The sequence below is a fragment of the Frigoriflavimonas asaccharolytica genome (assembly GCF_013294015.1).
Classification (GTDB): domain Bacteria; phylum Bacteroidota; class Bacteroidia; order Flavobacteriales; family Weeksellaceae; genus Frigoriflavimonas; species Frigoriflavimonas asaccharolytica.
In genome coordinates this window covers 61,838-81,706 of record NZ_JABSNO010000014.1, presented here as the reverse complement: position 1 = coordinate 81,706, position 19,869 = coordinate 61,838, and the positions used below count along the sequence as shown (strand labels likewise).

The 19,869-nt window shown below is 32.4% G+C and carries 22 protein-coding genes; 13 read left to right on the top strand and 9 right to left on the bottom strand.

Annotated elements, in window-relative coordinates:
* From tssD to HNQ03_RS10205, 4 genes are all read right to left on the bottom strand, one after another.
* Nucleotides 1–326 (bottom strand): type VI secretion system tube protein TssD (gene tssD, locus HNQ03_RS10220; RefSeq protein WP_173779577.1); only part of this gene is annotated, 326 nt, incomplete at its 3' end.
* A gap of 422 nt (nucleotides 327–748) precedes the next feature.
* Nucleotides 749–1,558, bottom strand: a complete 810-nt coding sequence (locus HNQ03_RS10215) for a M48 family metallopeptidase (protein ID WP_173779576.1) — start codon at nucleotides 1,556–1,558, stop codon at nucleotides 749–751.
* A gap of 62 nt (nucleotides 1,559–1,620) precedes the next feature.
* Nucleotides 1,621–1,953: a 2Fe-2S iron-sulfur cluster-binding family protein gene (locus HNQ03_RS10210; protein WP_173779575.1), complete on the bottom strand. Its 333-nt coding sequence runs from the start codon at nucleotides 1,951–1,953 to the stop codon at nucleotides 1,621–1,623.
* A gap of 31 nt (nucleotides 1,954–1,984) precedes the next feature.
* A complete protein-coding gene (locus HNQ03_RS10205; RefSeq protein WP_173779574.1) occupies nucleotides 1,985–3,037 on the bottom strand; it encodes an NAD(P)/FAD-dependent oxidoreductase in 1,053 nt (350 codons plus the stop codon).
* Between the two features lie 225 nt (nucleotides 3,038–3,262).
* On the opposite strand from HNQ03_RS10205, the gene HNQ03_RS10200 reads away from it, so the two are divergent.
* Both HNQ03_RS10200 and HNQ03_RS10195 read left to right on the top strand, forming a co-directional pair.
* Nucleotides 3,263–4,036 (top strand): DUF3108 domain-containing protein, encoded by a 774-nt coding sequence (locus HNQ03_RS10200; RefSeq protein ID WP_173779573.1) that lies wholly within the window; start codon nucleotides 3,263–3,265, stop codon nucleotides 4,034–4,036.
* A gap of 192 nt (nucleotides 4,037–4,228) precedes the next feature.
* Nucleotides 4,229–6,550, top strand: a complete 2,322-nt coding sequence (locus tag HNQ03_RS10195; RefSeq protein ID WP_226927488.1) for a DUF5916 domain-containing protein — start codon at nucleotides 4,229–4,231, stop codon at nucleotides 6,548–6,550.
* Between the two features lie 149 nt (nucleotides 6,551–6,699).
* Here HNQ03_RS10195 and pheS read toward each other — a convergent pair whose 3' ends face one another.
* The gene (gene pheS / locus HNQ03_RS10190; protein WP_173779571.1) at nucleotides 6,700–7,710 is read right to left on the bottom strand and encodes a phenylalanine--tRNA ligase subunit alpha; all 1,011 of its coding nucleotides are present in this window, start codon (nucleotides 7,708–7,710) and stop codon (nucleotides 6,700–6,702) included.
* Between the two features lie 245 nt (nucleotides 7,711–7,955).
* Nucleotides 7,956–8,615, bottom strand: coding sequence for a YceI family protein (locus HNQ03_RS10185; RefSeq protein WP_173779570.1), 660 nt, complete (start codon nucleotides 8,613–8,615; stop codon nucleotides 7,956–7,958).
* A gap of 227 nt (nucleotides 8,616–8,842) precedes the next feature.
* Here HNQ03_RS10185 and HNQ03_RS10180 point away from each other — a divergent pair, with 227 nt between their 5' ends.
* The 10 genes from HNQ03_RS10180 to HNQ03_RS10135 all read left to right on the top strand — a co-directional run bounded on the left by HNQ03_RS10180 (nucleotide 8,843) and on the right by HNQ03_RS10135 (nucleotide 15,528).
* Nucleotides 8,843–9,781, top strand: coding sequence for a sulfate/molybdate ABC transporter ATP-binding protein (locus tag HNQ03_RS10180; protein ID WP_173779569.1), 939 nt, complete (start codon nucleotides 8,843–8,845; stop codon nucleotides 9,779–9,781).
* A gap of 36 nt (nucleotides 9,782–9,817) precedes the next feature.
* Complete coding sequence (gene lnt, locus HNQ03_RS10175) at nucleotides 9,818–11,452, top strand: apolipoprotein N-acyltransferase (protein WP_173779568.1); 1,635 nt, start codon at nucleotides 9,818–9,820, stop codon at nucleotides 11,450–11,452.
* A gap of 119 nt (nucleotides 11,453–11,571) precedes the next feature.
* On the top strand, nucleotides 11,572–11,817 hold the full coding sequence (gene rpmB, locus HNQ03_RS10170; protein WP_173779567.1) for a 50S ribosomal protein L28: 246 nt from the start codon (nucleotides 11,572–11,574) through the stop codon (nucleotides 11,815–11,817).
* Nucleotides 11,817–11,999: a 50S ribosomal protein L33 gene (rpmG, locus tag HNQ03_RS10165; protein ID WP_027384735.1), complete on the top strand. Its 183-nt coding sequence runs from the start codon at nucleotides 11,817–11,819 to the stop codon at nucleotides 11,997–11,999. The genes rpmB and rpmG overlap by 1 nt, the downstream gene beginning before the upstream one ends.
* A 21-nt stretch (nucleotides 12,000–12,020) precedes the next feature.
* Nucleotides 12,021–12,173: a DUF4295 family protein gene (locus HNQ03_RS10160; RefSeq protein ID WP_173779566.1), complete on the top strand. Its 153-nt coding sequence runs from the start codon at nucleotides 12,021–12,023 to the stop codon at nucleotides 12,171–12,173.
* Nucleotides 12,174–12,302: 129 nt separating this feature from the next.
* Nucleotides 12,303–13,256, top strand: coding sequence for a signal recognition particle-docking protein FtsY (gene ftsY / locus HNQ03_RS10155; protein ID WP_173779565.1), 954 nt, complete (start codon nucleotides 12,303–12,305; stop codon nucleotides 13,254–13,256).
* Between the two features lie 114 nt (nucleotides 13,257–13,370).
* Nucleotides 13,371–13,631: a GlsB/YeaQ/YmgE family stress response membrane protein gene (locus tag HNQ03_RS10150; protein WP_173779564.1), complete on the top strand. Its 261-nt coding sequence runs from the start codon at nucleotides 13,371–13,373 to the stop codon at nucleotides 13,629–13,631.
* Nucleotides 13,632–13,814: 183 nt separating this feature from the next.
* A complete protein-coding gene (gene hemH / locus HNQ03_RS10145) occupies nucleotides 13,815–14,876 on the top strand; it encodes a ferrochelatase (protein ID WP_194305183.1) in 1,062 nt (353 codons plus the stop codon).
* Between the two features lie 161 nt (nucleotides 14,877–15,037).
* On the top strand, nucleotides 15,038–15,268 hold the full coding sequence (locus HNQ03_RS10140; protein ID WP_173779563.1) for a hypothetical protein: 231 nt from the start codon (nucleotides 15,038–15,040) through the stop codon (nucleotides 15,266–15,268).
* Nucleotides 15,268–15,528: a hypothetical protein gene (locus tag HNQ03_RS10135; protein ID WP_173779562.1), complete on the top strand. Its 261-nt coding sequence runs from the start codon at nucleotides 15,268–15,270 to the stop codon at nucleotides 15,526–15,528. Before HNQ03_RS10140 ends, HNQ03_RS10135 begins: the two co-directional genes overlap by 1 nt.
* 13 nt (nucleotides 15,529–15,541) lie before the next feature.
* On the opposite strand, the gene HNQ03_RS10130 is transcribed toward HNQ03_RS10135, so the two are convergent.
* Nucleotides 15,542–16,753, bottom strand: a complete 1,212-nt coding sequence (locus tag HNQ03_RS10130) for a type IX secretion system plug protein (protein WP_173779561.1) — start codon at nucleotides 16,751–16,753, stop codon at nucleotides 15,542–15,544.
* A gap of 81 nt (nucleotides 16,754–16,834) precedes the next feature.
* Here HNQ03_RS10130 and HNQ03_RS10125 point away from each other — a divergent pair, with 81 nt between their 5' ends.
* Nucleotides 16,835–17,473, top strand: a complete 639-nt coding sequence (locus tag HNQ03_RS10125; RefSeq protein ID WP_173779560.1) for an MBL fold metallo-hydrolase — start codon at nucleotides 16,835–16,837, stop codon at nucleotides 17,471–17,473.
* 554 nt (nucleotides 17,474–18,027) lie between these two features.
* On the opposite strand, the gene HNQ03_RS10120 is transcribed toward HNQ03_RS10125, so the two are convergent.
* Together HNQ03_RS10120 and miaA are read right to left on the bottom strand one after the other, a co-directional pair.
* Entirely contained in the window at nucleotides 18,028–18,588 is a 561-nt protein-coding gene (locus HNQ03_RS10120; RefSeq protein ID WP_173779559.1) for a thioredoxin family protein, read from the bottom strand.
* Nucleotides 18,589–18,686: 98 nt separating this feature from the next.
* Complete coding sequence (gene miaA / locus HNQ03_RS10115; RefSeq protein ID WP_173779558.1) at nucleotides 18,687–19,586, bottom strand: tRNA (adenosine(37)-N6)-dimethylallyltransferase MiaA; 900 nt, start codon at nucleotides 19,584–19,586, stop codon at nucleotides 18,687–18,689.
* Nucleotides 19,587–19,869: the final 283 nt, after the last annotated feature.

Here is a 19,869-nt window from a genome sequence, read left to right as displayed (position 1 = left end):
TTGTCTTGATCTATTGCATCAAATGCTACTTCGTGCTGAATTACATAACCGTTGTTCCATTTCAAAGTGATCAAAGTTCCTTCTTCGTGAGATTTGTTGAAGGTAATTTCACCAGTTGTTGGTTTGTATTTTCCGTTTAATAAACTCTCCAAAACATGAGAATCTTCTGTTGCTTCAATCGTAATTTTAATTAATGCATTAGATGGATCTGAAGCTACACGCCCTGAAACGTCTGTACTTCTAGAAACGCTGTAGTTTAATTTTAATACTTTTTGTTCTGATCCTCCATTGAATTTCAAAACTCCTCTTGAATTGTTAGCTGCCATAATTTCTAAGTTTTAAATTAATTAATTATTATACCTCAAAGATAAAACACATTTTCTAGAATCTTTGTAGTAGTTCTACTACAATTTGCGAATTTTTACTTTTAAATATTTAACTGAATACAAATAAAGCATCATATTGATAAACTTTCACTTTTCTAAAGCATGTATTCAAATTAATATTTAAAAGTCTAGTTGTAGGAGTTATTTTACTTAAATAAAAGGAGAAATTTATTCTCTCAATTAAAAGGTTAAAGAATAAAACAATGAGTGTTTATAGAGTTTCCTAAATTTATTTATAATGAAAATTACGATACATATTTTATTGGAAGTATTGGGTTCCTCACTTTATTTAGCTACATTTTCACAAGCATTTAGCAAAAAAAATTCCTTCAGATAATGTGAAGGAATTATTTTTTAAAAATTTATTTTGTCAGCTTTGCAGTTGGTAAAGAAACCTCACCTGGATCTTTCCAAATTCCGTCTTTTTCGGCTCTTTTTTTCACGGAATTTGCTCGCTTCTCACTATCTGGATGCGAACTCATCATTTTTTGAAAAGATGTTGCTTTTGCACTTCCACCCAATAATGCTAATTTCTTGAAAGCAGTATAAGCGCCAACTACATTGTAGCCATGTTTTTTCATAAAATCATAAGAATAATCGTCTGCTTGGCTTTCTTGTTTTTTACTATGTTTGGAGTCTAAAAAACTGTTTGCAAATTCTCCTAATTGACTATCGTTTAAAGTTTGAACTGTGCCAGAAGATGCAGTTGCTGCTTCCATTGCTGCTGCTCTCAAATATGCATTTTTTACAGCATCTTTTGAATCTTCATTTTTTACGTGTCCAATTTCATGACCAATGATTGCTAGTAATTCATCATCTGTCATGATGTCCATCAAAGAAGAAAATACGCGCACACTGCCGTCTGCACAAGCAAATGCATTGATGTCTGTCACCAAGTATACCTTATAGTTCAATGGCAAACCATCTTCGTTTTTATGTTTCCCGAATAATTTGTTTAAACGTACAGTATAAGGATCTTTTGCACCGGCAACTTTATTATTTTTATCCATCCAATCTACTCCTTCTTTCGCCAGTTTCTGTGCATCTGCATTAGAAAAGGAAAGCGCTTCTACACCTTTAGATGCGGCTTTCGTTATTTTCCCAAGATTTATCTGTGCATTTACAGAAAATACTGCTGCAACGATAAAAATACTAGTAATAATTTTTTTCATGTTTGTTTATTTATTGCGTTAAAAATAGGAAAATTATTTAACTACAAATTTTTATTTTAAAATTAAGGATAAGGAGCAATTTCCACTTCCAGACCATCTATTTCTTCTGTGATGAAAATTTGACAACCCAATCTGCTATTTTCTTTTGTATGAAATGCCTCTCCCAGCATGGCATCTTCTTCATCTCCCATTTCTATTAATTTTTGAGAACCATCCAATATGTAGCATTGGCAAGATGCACACATTGCCATTCCTCCGCAAACTCCCACCGTGCCTTCTTCTGCTAATTCGTAGGAACGTATAACTTCCATCAAATTCATAGACATATCTGTGGGCGCAATAATTTCGTGTAAAACTCCGTCTCTGTCTGTTATTTTTAAATTTATGTCGGTCATATTTATTATTGATGAATGATTCTTAATAATATTAATCTATTTTTTTTACTACAGCTTTTTCCGCTTCTTTTCTAGTACCGTCAAAACCATCTACACCACTCACTGTTGTGTATTTTAAAACAAATTTTTTGCCTGGATTCAATCTTTGGTATACGCTTTGGCACATCAAGGTTGCTTCGTGAAATCCGCATAAAATTAGTTTCATTTTCCCCGGATAAGTATTTACATCACCAATTGCGTAGATTCCTTCTCTGTTTGTTTGGTAATCTAAAGCGTTATTTACAACGATTGCATTTTTCTGAATTTCTAATCCCCAATTGGCTATATCTCCCAATTTTGGAGTTAAACCAAACAATGGAATGAAATATTCTGTTTCCAAATCATACGTTTCATCATCTGTTTTTATAGTGATGGCTTCTATTTTTCCATCGCCTTTTAGGCCGATAACTTCTGCTGGAGTTATTAGTTTTATTTTTCCCGCATCTTTCAATTCTTGTACTTTTTCTACAGAATCTAAAGCGCCACGAAATTCATTTCTTCTATGAATTAAGGTTACAGATTTTGCAATATTGGAAAGAAAAATACTCCAATCCAATGCAGAATCTCCGCCACCCGCTATTACAATATCTTTATCTCGAAAATTTTCTGGTTCTTTTACAAAGTATTCTACACCATTTTCTTCATACATCTCCAAATTTTCCAATGGTGGTTTTCTTGGTTCAAATGTTCCCAATCCACCTGCAATCGCAACTGCTTTTGCACGATGTATAGTTCCTTTGTTGGTAATAACTTCAAACCATTCTTCGTCTATTTTGTTTAATGAAACTGCAGTTTCGCCCAATGTAAAACCAGGTTGAAATTGTTTTATTTGTTCCATCAAATTATCTATTAATTCTCCAGCATTTACAGATGGATATCCTGGAATATCAAATATTGGTTTTTTTGGATAAAGCTCTGTCAATTGTCCGCCAGATTGTGGCAATGCATCAATAATGTGACATTTCATTTTTAAAAGTCCTGCTTCAAAAACTGCAAATAATCCCGTTGGTCCTGCTCCTATTATCAATATATCTGTGGTAATCATTATAAAAAATTTGTTATGACAAAAATACTAAATTTAAAAATAATTCTAGTTTAAATAATTTTTAATGAAGGCTTTTGGCATTGATATTTATCATTTTGTGTTTATTTTTTATATTGGCAAACTATTTGCAAAAGTGTTGCTAGAAAATCATTGTTGTCAATTTTGCTAATAAGAAAAGAATTCCACAGATGATATTTATTAAACAAAAAAAACATAAATATAAAAATGAAAAAGATTTTTACCTTAATAATAGCATTTTTGATGGCTGGCTATATGCAAAGCCAAAAATTTGATAATATAAATTCTGGAGAACAACTTTCTTACAGGATTCACTATGGCTTTTTGAATGCTGGAACAGCAACACTAAGTACGCTGCAAACGAATTTTCAAGGTGAGCCTCATTTTTATGTGAAAGGATACGGGAAAACAACGGGCGCCGTGCGAACTTTTTTTAAAGTAGAAGATAATTATGAGAGTTTTATCAATATGAAAACTGGTTTGCCCAGTTATTATGTAAGAAATGTGAAAGAGGGTGGTTACACTCAGCATTTTCAGACGGTATTCAACCATGATAATCATACTTTAATATTAACCGACAAAGAGAAATCTGCGAATAGTTCTAAAGTTATAAATTCTGTGAAAGGAGTGCAAGATATGCTTTCTGCCTTCTACTATTTAAGATCTTTAGATTCTTCGGAATTAAAGGTTGGAATGGTGAAGAACCTTAATATTTGGATAGATGATGAAATGTTTCCTTTTCAATTAAGAGTAACGGGAATAGAAGATGTAGATACGAAATATGGAAAAATAAGTTGTTTGAAAGTAATACCATTGGTAAAAAGTGGAAGAGTTTTTAAAGAAAAGGAGGGAGTTACACTTTGGGTAAGCAATGATAAAAACCATGTGCCAATAAGCATTAAAGCAGAATTAGCTGTTGGATCTTTGAAGGCGAGCATTAGCGATTACAAAAACGTAAAGTATACCTTGAATTTTAAATAAATTCTTCAATATTAAATAAAATTAACATCGGCAATTGTCGGTGTTTTTTTTGTAACAATTTTTCCGATTTTCACACTTATAGAAAATTAATAACCAAACTTTTTCATGAGATATTTAATCCTATTATTTTTTTGTTTTAATCTTTCTTTTAACGCACAAATAAAAAAGCAGGATAGTATAAAACGTAAAACTTTGATTACGAGCAAAAAAACATCCAACATAAAAATTGATGGAATTCTAGATGACGAAGCCTGGATGAATGTACCTGTTGCAAAGAATTTTATAGAAAGAGACCCAAATAATGGAGCACCAGAATCTGAAGATAAAAGGACAGAAGTAAAGATTCTATACGATGATGATGGACTATATATTGCTGCAAGAATGTATGATCCAGAGCCACATTTAATACAAAAAGAATTAGTAGAAAGAGATGATGTAGGAAATGATGATATTTTTGCTGTGCTCATCAATGGATATAATGATAAGCAGCAGAGTCTGCAATTTTTGGTAATGCCAACTGGAGTACAATATGACGCAAAAATAACGACAGACAACGGCGAAGACAGCTCTTGGAACGCAGTTTGGCAAAGCGCGGCACATATAGACGACCAAGGTTGGACGGTGGAAATTAGAATTCCTTACTTTGAACTCAGATTTCCAAAAAAAGCCGAACAAAACTGGGGAATCAATTTTTTCCGTAGAATACAAAGAACCAGAACTTCGTACGATTGGAATATGGTAGATAATACCAAAGGTTCTTCTTTGCTCTATGATGGAAATTTATTGGGAATAGAAAACATAAATCCACCAATTAGACTATCATTTTTGCCCTATTTTTCTACGTACACCAATTCCTACGATGGGCAAAGTACGCAAAGCATCAATGGTGGAATGGATGTAAAATACGGAATAAGTGATGCATTTACACTAGATACAACCCTAATTCCAGATTTTGGGCAAGCCAATATCGATCGTCGAGTTTTGAATTTATCTCCTTTTGAGCAGCAGTTTGAAGAGCAAAGATCATTTTTCACAGAAGGTACAGAACTATTCAACAAAGGAAATTTATTTTATTCTCGCAGAGTTGGTGGCTCACCTTCCCGATATCCAAATACAAATGACGACGAAAATGTAGAAATATATCCTACAGAAGTAAAATTAATAAATGCTACAAAAATTTCTGGCAGAACAAGTACTGGTTTAGGAATTGGTGTTTTTAATGGGATTACAGAAAGGGCAAGAGCTACCATAAAAAATGAAATAACTGGCGAAACAAGAGAAGAAATTGTAGAGCCACTTGCAAATTATAATGTGCTTGTCTTGGACCAAAGATTTCGAGAAAATTCTTCTCTAGCTTTTGTGAATACAAGTACATTGCGAGAAGGTGACTTTCGAGATGCCAATGTTTCTGCGCTGCTTTTGGACCTTACCAACAAAGCAAATACCTACAATTTTTTCGGGAATGCGAAAGGAAGCTGGGTGAAAGATGGAGAAGATATATTTGGAACAGAACTTTCTGCCGGATTCGGGAAAATTTCTGGTAAACACAGGTTTTCATTCAATACTGAGGTTAGAACAAAAGATTACAACATAGATGACTTAGGATATACCGGTGGTACAAATTATTTCGATGCAAACGCTTACTATGGTTTCAGAATTTTGCAACCTACCAAAAGATTTAATAATATTAACATCAATACCAATCTTTCTCACAGAAGAAGATTGGAAACCGATCTTTACGGACGCTTAGAATTGAATTCTAATATTAGTTTTACAGACAAAGAATTTCGCAACTTTGGTGGTGGTATAGAAGTTTCCTTCACCAAAGAAAACGATTTCTACGAGCCAAGAAGATTTGGAAGATATTTGCAACTTCCAGGATATTTTGATTCTTGGCTGTGGTACAATTCTGATTCTCGCAAAAAATTTAGGTACAATCTATCTGTAGACTATTATGCCTACGATGAAAAAGCGAGAAATACAGTAAATTTTAATTCCTATTTTAGCTATCGATTTTCAGATAAAATATCTGCCTATTATGACAATAATTTTCAAAATAGCAACAACGAAACAGGATTTGCGGGCAGAAATACAGATGATATTTTCATCAGTAGAAGACGTGTAAACTCCGCAGAGAATAGAATTGGTGCGCAATATACCATCAACGATAAAATGGGTTTGAATTTCGCATTTCGCCATTATTATTCGGAAGTAAACAACAATCAATTTTATTCTTTAAATCAAGACGGAACGCTCACAAACGCTCCAACTTTCAATAAAGACAATGAAACTTTCAACACCTGGAATGTAGATTTGCGCTACAGTTGGTGGTTTGCACCGGGAAGTAACCTTACGTTATTGTTCAGAAATGCTACGCAAAATTATCTTTCGGAATCGAGGATAAATTTTAAAAACAATTTTCAACAATTGTTTAATGAACCAATGGCGAATAATTTATCTTTGAAGATTACTTACTTTTTAGATTATAATAAGGTGAAGAAAGTATTTAATTAGATTGAACCATCAAAAAAACTAGATTTCCAATTTTTTGAAATGCAAGTTCCAAAAAATTGGAAAATAATTAAATTGAAAGGAATAGATGCTTATGTTGGTGCATTAAAAATAAAAGATAATCTATTATCATCTATTTTCTCAAAGTCTATTTAAAGTCCTTTAAACTGCTCCAACATCCTTTTATCATTTTCAAAAAACATGCGAATATCGCCCATTTGGTGCAGCAGCATTACAATTCTTTCTATTCCCATCCCAAAAGCGTAGCCAGAATATTGTTCTGGATCTATGTTTACATTCGTCAAAACTGCAGGATCTACCATTCCACATCCCATAATTTCTAGCCAACCTGTTCCTTTTGTGATGCGGTAATCTGTTTCAGAATTCAATCCCCAATACACATCTACTTCTGCACTTGGCTCGGTAAATGGGAAATAACTAGGTCTCAATCGTATTTTAGATTTTCCGAAAAGTGCGGTGGTGAAATATTCTAAAGTCTGTTTCAAATCTGCAAAACTCACTTTTTCATCGATGTACAAACCTTCAATTTGATGAAATATACAATGCGAACGAGAAGAAACGGCTTCATTACGGAAAACTCTTCCCGGCGAAAGTATTCTAATCGGCGGTTTGTTGTTTTCCATGTAGCGGATTTGTACGGAAGAAGTGTGCGTTCTCAACAAAATGTCCGGATCTGTTTCTATGAAAAAAGTATCTTGCATATCTCTTGCAGGATGGTATTCTGGTAAATTTAAAGCAGAAAAATTGTGCCAATCGTCTTCAATTTCTGGTCCGTCTGCTACTGCAAAACCGATGGAATTAAAAATTTCTATAATTCTATTTTTCACCAAATTAATCGGATGTCTGCTTCCTAATTCCAAAGGAAAACCAGGTCTTGTAAGATCTTCTTTATTAATGAATTTTGTAGAAATTTCTGCAACTTGCAAAGATTCCATTTTTGCGTTGAATGCTTGTTTTACAGCATTTGTTTTTTGTCCAAACTCCTTTTTTTGCTCATTTGGCACTTCTTTGAATTGTGCAAAAAGATCATTCAAAATACCTTTTTTACCGTTGTATTTTATACGAAATTGCTCAATCTCATCTTTATTTGAAGATTGAAAACTATCGATATCTGTAATTAATTGATCTATATTGTCTAACATTTTTTTATTTAAAGTGCAAAAATACGAATTTGTAGCAAGGTGCTAAAATGAAAACAAAAAAAATCCTACAATTCTGAAATCGCAGGATTATTTTAACCACAAAAGGCACAAAAAGAAAAATTTAAAAATAATGAGTTTTAGAAGAAAAATAAATTTTTAAAACGCTTATTTTCACTTTAATTAAGTTTGAAAATACTTTACAATTTTGTTTCTTTTGTGGTGAATGAAATCAATTTTTAAAAAAATTATTTTGCTTCGTTTGCTTTAATAAAAATCTGAAGGTTTACTTCGTTTTTCAACAAACCATTTTCAATTGGCATTTGAAATTTCACGCCAAAATCTTCTCTCATTACATCCAAAGGTTCTGTAGCAATGGTAAGTTCTCCAGCATTTACGGATACATTTGCTTTAAATTGTATTGGTTTCGTAATTCCTTTTATCGTTAAATTTCCATCTAAAAGTGTGTTGTAATCTCCACCTTCTGTTGCAGAAACTTTTGTAATTTCATAGGTTGCTGTAGGAAATTTTTCTGTTTCAAAGAAATCTCCACTTTTTAAATGACCTTCCAATTTGCCTTTTTGCTCAGCATCGTCTTTCAAATCTTCTGCTGATAAGGTATTTACATTCGCTACGAATTTTCCACTTTCTAGTTTGCCATCTTTCACTGTTGCTTCTCCATTTTCAAACATAATCGTTCCGAAATGGCTTGTGCTTTCCGTTTTTACAACTTTATAACCTTTCCAATCTACTTTACTTGCAGCAGTGTCCAATGTATATACTGCGCCATCTTTTGTGGTTGCAACTTCTTTCGTTTCACTCGTTAATGGCACGTCCTTTTTACAAGATGTCATCGTTAAAGAGGTGATTGCTAAAGCCAAAACTGGCATAAAAAATCTTTTTTTCATAATAATTTTATTTAGACGCGAAAATAAAACTTTTAATTTTGATAAAAGCGATTTTAATAAATGGTGCTCATTGAAAATAACTATCTGAAGTATTTATAAGGGAAAGTATTTGTGAAATTTTTGAATTAAAGTTGAATTGAATTTTCTAGTCATTTTTAAGTATTAAATTTTAGTAGGAAATAAAAGGTAATTTAATTGGATTAAAAACAAATCCTTAATTTTGTAGAATGCTATTAGAATTAAACAAACTTCATTTTTCTTATACCCAAGAAAAAAAATTATTTAATAATATAAATTTAAAAGTAGATGAAGGTAGGATAGTTGCTCTTGCTGGCGAAAGTGGTTGCGGGAAATCTACTTTATTAAAATTAATTTATGGGCTATTAGATTGGCAAGAAGGCGATATAATGTTGGATGCCATTAAACTGCAAGGGCCAAAAGGAAATATTGTACCTGGCGAAGAAAATATAAAATTGGTAGCCCAAGATTATGATTTGATGCCGTATGCAACGGTAGCAGAAAATGTAGGAAAATTTATTTCTAATATCCATCTTGTGGATAAAAATGATGAGGTAGCAAAATTGTTGGATGTTGTGGGAATGCAAGATTTTGCAAACGAACTTCCAAAAAATTTAAGTGGTGGACAACAGCAGAGAATTGCAATAGCAAGAGCACTTTCTGTGATGCCAAAATTGCTTCTTTTGGACGAACCTTTCAGCAATATAGATTTTTCTAGAAAGATAATTTTACGAGAAAAATTATTTAATTATGTGAAAGAAAAAAATATTTCTTTGATTATTTCTACGCATGAAATTCTGGAAGTGATGCCTTGGCTAGACGAATTGATTGTATTACAAGAAGGCAGATTGATACAAAAAGATAAGCCAGAAGAAATTTTTAAAAACCCTTATAATTCTTATGTTTCAGCGCTTTTTGGCGAGGTAAATATTCTTTCGGATGAAGAGAAAATTCTATTTAACTTACATAAAAACTCTTGGTATCCGCACGAAATTTCGGTAGTTGATGATGGTTTTCCAGCAGAAGTTTTGGAATCTCGTTTTTCTGGAAGCTTTTTTTGGAATAAAATAAAAATTGAAAACAGAAACCTTATTATTTACACCAATCGTGAGTTGAAAGATGAAAAAATTCAGCTTCAATTTAATTAAAAATCAAGTTATTAATTTTGCCCATAAATTTCTGCAATGAAATACCTTATTCTTTCCTTATTTTCCGCGATACTTTTATCGCTTTCTTGGCCAACATATGGTTTCCCAATTTTTATATTTTTCGCATTGGTTCCTCTACTTTTGATGGAGCACGAAATTACCAATTTCTCTAAACTGAAAAGAAAATCTTGGTCGGTTTTTGGTCTGGCATATATAACCTTTATCATTTGGAATATTGTAACTACAGGTTGGTTGTATGGCTCAAAGAATCCCGATGGTACGCATTCTATGGCTGCAGTAGTGCTTCCTGTGATCACAAATTCGTTGCTGTATGCTTTTGTTTTTATGCTGTATCATTGGTACAAGAAATTGCAAGGAACCTATTTTGGCTTGGTGTTTTTCGTGGCAATTTGGATGGCTTTTGAAAAGCTACATCTCAATTGGGAAATTTCTTGGCCTTGGTTAAATTTAGGAAATGCATTTTCTGAGTATCCAAAATTGATACAATGGTATGATACTTTTGGCGCAACTGGAGGTAGCTTTTGGATATTATTGTGCAATGTTTTCATCTTTTATACCGTAAGAATGTGGCAAGCTGGAAGAAAAATAAAATCTTTAGTCACAAATTCTATTATTACGTCATTATTAATAGGGATTCCGATCATAATTTCTGTTATTAAATTTAATAATTTTGCTGAAAAGCCAATTGGGGAAGTGTCCGTATTGATGATACAACCAGATCTCGATCCTTACAACGAAAAATACAGCAAAGACAGCATACAAATTTTAAAAGATGTTTTGAAACTTGCTGAGGAAAATTCTAAGGGGAGAATAGATTTTTACATTGCCCCAGAAACGGCAATTCCAGGAAGAGGTTCTATTTCGGAAGGCGGATTTGAAGATAGTTTTTTATTGAATGATGTGAAATCTTTTCTACAAACCAAACCAAACTCAGTTTTTATTTCGGGCATTTCTTCTCACAAAATTTCTCAAACTAAACCAGAAAATACTAGTGCTTACGAATTGCAACCAGGAATTTGGGCAGAAAGTTATAATACGGCGGTACAAATAATTCCCAACCAGAAAGTAGAAGCTTATCACAAAGGAAAATTGGTGCCTGGTGTAGAAATTTTCCCTTATATGAAGTTTTTTAAACCAATTTTAGGAAACGCAATGATTGATCTTGGTGGTAGCGTAACTTCTTTAGGAATAAGCAAGGAAAGAAAAGTATTTGCAAATAATTTTAATAAAGGAAAAGTAGCGCCCATCATCTGCTATGAAAGTATCTACGGCGAATTTGTAACAGACTATGTAAAAAAAGGTGCAAATTTTCTCGCCATTGTAACTAATGATTCTTGGTGGGGTGTAACGCAAGGTCACAAACAATTGCTTTCTTATGCAAAATTGCGTGCAATTGAGACAAGAAGAGAAATTGCAAGAGCTGCTAATAGTGGGATTTCCGCTCACATCAACGCAAAAGGAGAGATAGAAGAAGACACCTTGTACGAGGACCAAACAGCGCTTTTTGCAAAAATTAAATTGTACGATGGTCAAACTTTCTACGTTAAATACGGAGATTTACTCACGAGAATTTGCATTTATATTCTCGGGTTTTTGGTTTTTTACACTTTAATCAAGAAATTGCAAAGCAGAAATAAGAAATCTGTGTAAAAATTAAGTGGGTGGAAAAATTTATTTTAAAGGAATTTTGCAAAACATTTGCCTAATCAAAATATTCTTCCTAATTTTGCACTCTCAAATATTCAAGTAGAATTTAAGAAATTACAGATATGTCCAGAATTTGTCAGATAACAGGAAAGCGCGCAATGGTAGGAAACAACGTTTCCCATGCAAACAATAAGACGAAGCGTCGTTTTGAAATAAACTTATTGGAGAAGAAATTCTATCTTCCAGAAACAGAACAGCAAGTATCCTTGCGAGTATCTGCACACGGATTAAGAATCATCAATAAAATAGGAATTGAAGAAGCGATATTGAGAGGAACAAGAGGCGGATTCATTAAAAAATCAAAATAATGGCTAAAAAAGGTAACAGAGTGCAGGTAATTTTAGAATGCACAGAACATAAAGAAAGTGGTGTAGCAGGAATGTCTAGATACATTACTACTAAAAACAAAAAAAACACTACCGAAAGATTAGAATTGAAAAAATTCAATCCGGTATTGAAAAAGTACACCGTACACAAAGAAATTAAGTAATCTTATTTAAAATATAAAAAGATGGCAAAAAAAGTAGTAGCATCCCTAAAAGATAGTTCCGCAAAAAAAATGACCAAAGTTGTAAAAATGGTAAAATCTCCTAAAACTGGAGCTTACGTTTTTGCAGAACAAGTAATGGACGCTGAAGAAGTAGAAGCTTTTCTTAAGAAATAAGCATCTATTTTGTAGACAATTATAAAAACTATCCAATTAATTTGGATAGTTTTTTTGTTATATTTGTAAACAATACACAACTAAAAAAAATTTAGTTTCAATTTTAAAGTCTTCAATTAATATAATTAAATGAGCTGGTTCAAAAAAATATTTAGCAAAGAAGAAAAAGAAACTTTGGACAAAGGTCTGGAGAAATCTGGGAATAATTTTATTTCTAAAATGTCTAAAGCCATCGTTGGAAAAAGCGTTGTAGATGAAGAGGTACTAGATGAATTGGAAGATATTCTCATCGCATCAGATGTAGGATCAGAAACGACCATTAAAATCATCAAAAGAATTGAAGCCCGTGTTTCTAAAGACAAATATTTAAACACAACAGAATTAGACGTTATCTTGCGAGAAGAAATAACAAATCTTCTTTCAGAAAACGCAGATAATAACAATTTTGGCGAAATTTCTACCCAAAAACCCTACGTAATAATGGTTGTAGGTGTGAATGGTGTTGGAAAAACTACTACCATTGGTAAATTGGCCCATCACTTTAAATCTGAAGGAAAAAAAGTAGTTCTAGGTGCGGCAGATACTTTTCGTGCAGCTGCTGTAGATCAATTGGTAATCTGGAGTGAGCGTGTTGGTGTGAATATCGTGAAGCAAGAAATGGGTTCTGATCCTGCTTCTGTAGCTTTTGATGCCGTACAAAGCGGCGTTGCGCAAGATGCTGATGTTGTGATAATTGATACCGCGGGAAGGTTGCACAACAAGATAAATTTGATGAACGAATTGAGCAAAATAAAACGCGTGATGCAAAAGGTAATTCCAAACGCGCCGCATGAAGTTTTGCTGGTTTTAGATGGCTCTACTGGTCAAAATGCTTTTGAGCAAGCGAAACAATTCACCGCTGCAACGGAAGTTACTTCTTTGGCTGTTACAAAATTAGATGGTACCGCAAAAGGTGGTGTTGTGATTGGAATTTCAGATCAGTTTCAAATTCCGGTTAAATATATTGGAGTAGGAGAGAAGATGACGGATTTACAACTGTTTAATGGAAAAGAGTTCGTAGATTCCTTTTTCAAGAAAAGATAATTTCAGAATTTTTTAGGATTTTTATAATTTTAACGCATCTTAACAAATGTTACAAATTTTGTTTCTATTTTAGCCGTATTAAAAATATATATTAACAATTAAAAATTAAAAATTATGGGAATTTTAGCATGGTTACTTTTTGGATTAATCATTGGAGCTCTAGCAAAACTAGTAATGCCAGGAAATCAAAACATGGGTTGGCTTTTAACAATCATTTTAGGTATCGTTGGTGCTTTCGTAGGTGGTTTTATTGGAAGCAATCTATTAGGAATTGGTGAAGATGGTAATATGTGGGATATCGGTTCCATAGCAATGTCAGTATTAGGAGCCATTTTGGTATTGGTCATTTACGGAGCTGTAACCAAAGGAAAATAATTAAAAAGTATAAAAGTAGAAATCGTGTTCAGAAATGAGCACGATTTTTTTTTAAAATGATAAATGATTTTTTTTAGCAAAAAATATTTGACAAGCTCCTTTGTTATTTGTAAATTTACTCGACTAAATATTTTAAAATAGAAAAATTTAGTGCTAATTATTTTTAATAAAAAATCATTTCCATTGCATACAGATCTTATTCAAACTTCAAAAGTTCAACAAAAAAAAGGAATTTTACTTGTAAATCTCGGTTCGCCAAGATCCACAGAAACTAAAGATGTTCGAGAATATCTGGATGAATTTTTAATGGACGATAAAGTTATAGACTATCCTTGGTTTTTCCGTTCGCTTTTGGTGCAAGGTATTATTTTAAATACCAGACCAAAAAAATCTGCTGCAGCTTACAAAACCGTTTGGACAGAAGAAGGTTCTCCACTTATTGTTTTTACCCAAAAAATAATGGATAAACTGGAAAAAATAGTAGATGTTCCTGTGGAAATTGGGATGAGATATGCGCAACCTTCCATAGAAAATGGTATTAAAAAACTAGTAGACCAAGGCGTTACAGAAATTGTTTTGTTTCCACTTTATCCTCAATATGCGATGAGCACTACAGAAACTGTAATAGAAAAAGCAGAAGAGGTAAGAAAGAAAAAATTTCCAAACATTAAAATTAATTACATTCAGCCATTTTACAATAGAGAAATTTACATTAATTGTTTGGCAGAAAGCATCCGCGAAAAACTACCTGAAAATTTTGATGCTTTGCAATTTTCTTATCACGGAGTTCCAGAACGTCATATTTACAAAACAGATCCTACAAAAACCTGTAATCTGAACGACTGCTGTTCTAGAGATTCCAACCCAAGTCATCAGTTTTGCTACCGACACCAATGTTTTAAAGTAACAGAGAAAGTGATAGAAAAACTTGGATTACCAAAGGAAAAAGTGATGGTTACCTTCCAATCTCGCCTCGGGAAAGATAAATGGATGGAACCTTATACGGATGAAACTTTAGAAAATTTACCAAAAATGGGTATTAAAAACCTGGCAATTGTTTGTCCGGCTTTTGTATCAGATTGTTTGGAAACCTTGGAAGAAATTTCGGTTGAAGGAAAAGAGGAATTTTTGCATGCAGGAGGAGAAGTTTTCAATTATATCCCATGTCTAAATGATGAAGATCGTTGGATAGAAGTGGTGAAGACATTGTGTATGGAAAAGATAAATGAATTCTTTCTAGTTTAAATAAAGTTGATTTTTTTTAGTCAACCCCCTGTTTATTCGGGGTAAAGTTATAAATTTTATCATTTTTGACATATTTCACCTATTTTTTATGGGGTATAATAAATATTAAAATTAAATTGTTTATTTTTACAATATCAAAATAATTAATATTTAAATTTTGAATGATGGAAAGAGACGTAGAAATTTTAAAAAGAAAAATCGCAAATTTTCCCCCAGATCTTATTGAAGCATTTTCTAGAATAATAGAAAGTTTAGAAGAAGTGCCAACTTCTACAATGATGAATGTACAGCGAGAAGAGGTTCTTTATAGAATACAATTTCATAAAGAAAATCCACTTACGAAATTAGATTTTTTTGAAAATATAAAATCTTTAGAGAAATTTTGCGCTTAATGGAAATATTGCTTTCATCAATTGCTAAAAATGATCTGCGGCTACTAATTAGAATTTTCAAAGCAGAAGATAAAGAAAACGCCAAAATTTTTTTAAAAGTCATTAAAAAATCTATTCAGAAAATAGTGGATTTAAATAAGAATTTAGATATAAAGGGCGCTGAAATTCAAATTTATAAAACCGATATTTTTCCAGTTTCCATCCATTATATTATTGAGAAAAAAAACACTCTGTTTGTAACAGCAATCTTCAAGGATTAAGAAACGCTACATCTTATCTCACTTCTTTGCGAAATTCACCGTAGCCCAACAATCCATCGAAGTTTCTGCCAAAAGGACGATAGTACAGAAACGCTTGATATAAATTTTCTGTTTGCCAAAAATTACCGTTGATTTCTCCAAAATTTAAAGCTTCATCTCCTTTCCTTGTAGCAAGAATGTAATTGTAGAATCCTTGTTTTAAGTAAATTTTTGCAACATATCTTTTCTGCTCTCCATCATATTTCATCTCGCTCTTTTCGTCTGCTTTATAATTATTGAAAAGACCTAAAACATAAATTTTCTGTTCTACAGGATCAGAATCTAAATAGAAATGTACCCAAGAATAATCTGCCTCCGTATCTGCATTTCTTTCAATTCCAAGATCACTTCTTCGGAAATAATAAGCTCCATTCACGTCTGGTTGGTATTGATAATTTAAAGGATAAGCAAAAGCAGGATGTAAGTAAGTATAATTTTGTCCTTCGAAAACTTCGCCACCAGCAACAGCATCAAATCCTCTGGTAATATTTTTGTTATCGAAATAATAAAACTCATTATTGCCTGGAAAAGATAATTCTAATTGTTGAAAAAGTATTTGACTACCCAAACTAGTAGATACTTTTTTATTAAATATTCCAGTCTCCCAATTGTTATTTTGTAGAATATTCAAAGTCATAGAAGGAATGTTGGCATTCAGATTTGCACCCGTAGAAACTGCCTGCACTTCAATTCGTTGATTTTTTTCTGGCATTCTTGCATCAGAAAATCTAGAAACCTGAAGAGCAAGACTGGCGCCTTTTTCAACGATGGAAAATCTTTTGGTGAAAAGTGGTTCGTCCTCATTATCTTTATAGACAATTAATTTAAAATTCCCCGAAATTTTTGGCTGCATTCTATCATTTGGAAACGAAAGATTGTAGTGTGTATATTTCTGCAAAGTATTGAAAGAGTATTGAAAATCATCCAATAATGCATTCAAACTTCCATTGGCATATTCTGTAAAAAAGAGTCCATCATCTTGCCAATTTCTATCAAAATGCTTTATCGTATAGCGATATACATTACTTCCATTAGAAAAATCATCAAATTTTAAAACCAAATTTTCATCAAAACCGATAACAGGAGTTTCGTCGTTTGTTTGTGGATTGAAAAGTTGGACACCTTCAATCTGTTGCGCTTTCAAGGTGCTAAAAAATAATAGTAGGGAGGCAAATAATAATTTCATCTACACGAAGATAACGAAAATTAAGCCAAATTTTAAAAGCAATTTCATTAAATTTGTCATTATTAATTTTAACAAATTTTCATGCTGACCATACAATCTTTCGCTTTCAATCCTTTTTCAGAGAATACTTACGTCATTTTCAACGAAAACAAATCTGCTTTCCTACTAGATCCGGGTAATTTCGGTGACGATGAAAATTCAGTTTTGAAAAAATTTATCGTAGAAAATGATTTGAAAATAAAAAACATATTGCTTACTCATGCTCATATCGATCATGTTTTGGGGCTTCAATGGGCTTTTGATGAGTATAAAGTTCCTGTCTTAATGCACGAAATAGAACAAGAAATGTTGGATAGAAATCCGATGGATGCAATGCGATTTGGCTTTCAATTTTCAAAATTTGAAGGTGAAATTTCTTATTTAAAAGAAGACGAAATTTTAAAATTAGATGAAGATGAATTTAAAATTCTACATCTTCCAGGACATTCACCGGGACATATCGGATTTTACAACGAAGCTCAAAACCTGATTATTTCTGGGGACGTTTTGTTTGAAGGAAGCATCGGCAGAACAGATTTGCACAAAGGAAATCACGAGCAACTTTTGGAAAGTATTCGCAGCAAAATGTTCACGCTTCCAGTAGAAACCAAAGTGTACAACGGACATGGAAACCCTACGACAGTTGGCTTTGAGAAGGAATTTAATCCGTTTTTTAAGTAGACTAAATACTAAACAAAAAAAAACTTTGTCATCCCGATTTCTATCGGGAAAGAATTTTGAAAAGTGTGCGGAAACTAAGCTTTTCAAGAAACCTCAAATATCTTAAAACCTTGATATGAATTAACGAACTACGACTTAATTACCTTAACCAGAATAAACGTAGTTTGTTCCTTATGATAATAAGCATTATCAAAAATTCTTCATGTCCTTAATTCCTTCACTACCTTAATAGTGAAAAATCTGCACCCACGATAAAAATAACTTTGTGACCTTGATTTCTTTCGGAATAGAACTTTAAAAAATGTGCGGAAACCAAGACTCTCAAGAAAACTCAAATATCGCAAAACTTTAATATGAATTAACGAACTACGACTTAATTACCTTAACCAGAATAAACGTAGTTTGTTCCTTATCATAATAAGCATTACTAAAAATTCTTCATGTCCTTAATTCCTTCACTACCTTAATGGTAATAAATCTGCACCCACGATAAAAAAAACTTCGTCATCCCGATTTCTATCGGTATAAAACTTTGACAAAGTGATACTTTTTATTTAAGCTTTCCACTTAATATTACAGCCAATACTCGGTTTTTGAATTTCTTCTTGTGTTTGCTCTGCAAGTAAATTTTCAAAAGCGATAATCAAATCTTCACCCGTAATTTCTTTATTATTTCCTGGTCGAGAATCATCCATTTGTCCGCGATAAATAAGGTCTAATTTATCATCGAAAAAATAAAAATCTGGCGTACAAGCAGCGTCATAGGCTTTTGCAATTGCCTGGCTTTCATCATACAAATAAGGGAAATCAAACTTTCTTTCTACCTGAAATTCCGCCATTTTTTCTGGAGAATCTGCAGGATATTTATCTGCATCGTTAGCATTGATAGCGATAAATTCTATCCCATTATTTTGATAGTCTTCGTATAATTCAGATAATTTATCGATGATGTGCAACACAAACGGACAATGATTGCACATGAAAATTACAAGTGTTCCCTTCTCGCCTTTCAAGTCTTCTAGCGATTGCATTTCATTGCTGATGGAAGGATTTGGAAGCTCAAAAAAAGGTGCTTTTGTTCCTAATTCTAGCATATTTGAGGGTGTATTTGCCATGATCTTTTGTTTAAAGTTTGATATTAATTATTCAATGTTTAAATAATTTAAGTAGATTTCAAATTGGTAAATTGTTACACTAGTCCACTGGTATATTGTTACATTAATTTATTCAGCAAAGATAAGGATTCTTCCAGCGGATTTTCAAAATTTACCCAATGAATATTTTCCTCTTTTCTATACCAAGTCAATTGTCTTTTTGCAAATCTTCGGCTATTTTTTTTAATTTCAGAAATGGCAAATTCTAAATTCCATTCTTTGTCTATAAATTTGAATAATTCTGTATAACCTACCGTTTTCAAAGCAACAGAATCTTTATGAAATTCAAGATTTTGCACTTCCTGCAGCAAACCATTTTCCATCATCACATCTACCCTGTCATTTATTCTTTGGTAAATAATTTCTCGTGGCGCTTCAATGCCAATTCTTATGTTTTTGAAATCTCTTTCTACAGTGCTTTCTGCAATATTTTGAGTGTAAGATTTTCCTGTTTGCCAAATGATGTCTATTGCTCGCAACAATCTTCTGGGATTTTGAATATCAACCGTTTTATAATATTCCGGATCTAGATTTTCCAGTAATTTCTGCAAACTTTCGATCCCTTCAGTTTCCAAAATATTATTTAATTTAAATTGATTTTCTTCATTAGCTTCTGGCAAATCATTGAGACCATTTATTACAGCTTTTTCATACATCATGCTTCCACCAACCATTATTACTACTTCATTATTTAGAAATAATTCTTCTAATTTTGCCAAACTTTCAACTTCAAATTTACCGATGGAATAATAATCTTCTACAGATAAATTGCCTATAAAATGATGCGGAGCTTCGGCCAATTCTTGCGCAGTTGGTTTTGCGGTTCCAATATTCATTTCCTTAAAAAACTGACGAGAATCGCAAGAAATAATTTCTGTAGAGAAATGTTTTGCTAAAGCAATAGCCAAAGCAGTTTTTCCAATTCCGGTAGTTCCGACGATAGAAATTAATGTTTTCATTTAAAAATCACTTTAAAAAACTAAAACAGACTGTTATAATTTTAACCGCAAAAGTAATAAAAGATTATATGTTTAGTAACAATTTATCATAAGTAGCTTTTTATACAGTTTTTTGTCATTCCGTAGGAATCTAAAGTTCTGTTTTGTAATGCGTTGATATTGACTTCGATGAACCACTTCGTTAGGTTTCTTACGGAATGACTATATTGTGTTAATTCAGTAATGTTATTACTAAAAACGGACATACATTAATATATTAAGTAATCTCTTTTGCAAAATTAAA

Excerpts from the sequence above, each read along its gene's own strand:
- HNQ03_RS10215 (WP_173779576.1), bottom strand. The coding sequence starts at position 1,558 with ATGAAAAAAATTATTACTAGTATTTTTATCGTTGCAGCAGTATTTTCT.
- rpmB (WP_173779567.1), top strand. The coding sequence starts at position 11,572 with ATGTCCAGAATTTGTCAGATAACAGGAAAGCGCGCAATGGTAGGAAAC.
- HNQ03_RS10185 (WP_173779570.1), bottom strand. The coding sequence starts at position 8,615 with ATGAAAAAAAGATTTTTTATGCCAGTTTTGGCTTTAGCAATCACCTCT.
- miaA (WP_173779558.1), bottom strand. The coding sequence starts at position 19,586 with ATGAAAACATTAATTTCTATCGTCGGAACTACCGGAATTGGAAAAACT.
- pheS (WP_173779571.1), bottom strand. The coding sequence starts at position 7,710 with ATGTTAGACAATATAGATCAATTAATTACAGATATCGATAGTTTTCAA.
- HNQ03_RS10135 (WP_173779562.1), top strand. The coding sequence starts at position 15,268 with ATGGAAATATTGCTTTCATCAATTGCTAAAAATGATCTGCGGCTACTA.
- HNQ03_RS10150 (WP_173779564.1), top strand. The coding sequence starts at position 13,371 with ATGGGAATTTTAGCATGGTTACTTTTTGGATTAATCATTGGAGCTCTA.
- ftsY (WP_173779565.1), top strand. The coding sequence starts at position 12,303 with ATGAGCTGGTTCAAAAAAATATTTAGCAAAGAAGAAAAAGAAACTTTG.
- HNQ03_RS10180 (WP_173779569.1), top strand. The coding sequence starts at position 8,843 with ATGCTATTAGAATTAAACAAACTTCATTTTTCTTATACCCAAGAAAAA.
- lnt (WP_173779568.1), top strand. The coding sequence starts at position 9,818 with ATGAAATACCTTATTCTTTCCTTATTTTCCGCGATACTTTTATCGCTT.
- HNQ03_RS10125 (WP_173779560.1), top strand. The coding sequence starts at position 16,835 with ATGCTGACCATACAATCTTTCGCTTTCAATCCTTTTTCAGAGAATACT.
- HNQ03_RS10200 (WP_173779573.1), top strand. The coding sequence starts at position 3,263 with ATGAAAAAGATTTTTACCTTAATAATAGCATTTTTGATGGCTGGCTAT.
- rpmG (WP_027384735.1), top strand. The coding sequence starts at position 11,817 with ATGGCTAAAAAAGGTAACAGAGTGCAGGTAATTTTAGAATGCACAGAA.
- HNQ03_RS10160 (WP_173779566.1), top strand. The coding sequence starts at position 12,021 with ATGGCAAAAAAAGTAGTAGCATCCCTAAAAGATAGTTCCGCAAAAAAA.
- HNQ03_RS10140 (WP_173779563.1), top strand. The coding sequence starts at position 15,038 with ATGATGGAAAGAGACGTAGAAATTTTAAAAAGAAAAATCGCAAATTTT.
- HNQ03_RS10130 (WP_173779561.1), bottom strand. The coding sequence starts at position 16,753 with ATGAAATTATTATTTGCCTCCCTACTATTATTTTTTAGCACCTTGAAA.
- HNQ03_RS10205 (WP_173779574.1), bottom strand. The coding sequence starts at position 3,037 with ATGATTACCACAGATATATTGATAATAGGAGCAGGACCAACGGGATTA.
- HNQ03_RS10210 (WP_173779575.1), bottom strand. The coding sequence starts at position 1,953 with ATGACCGACATAAATTTAAAAATAACAGACAGAGACGGAGTTTTACAC.
- HNQ03_RS10120 (WP_173779559.1), bottom strand. The coding sequence starts at position 18,588 with ATGGCAAATACACCCTCAAATATGCTAGAATTAGGAACAAAAGCACCT.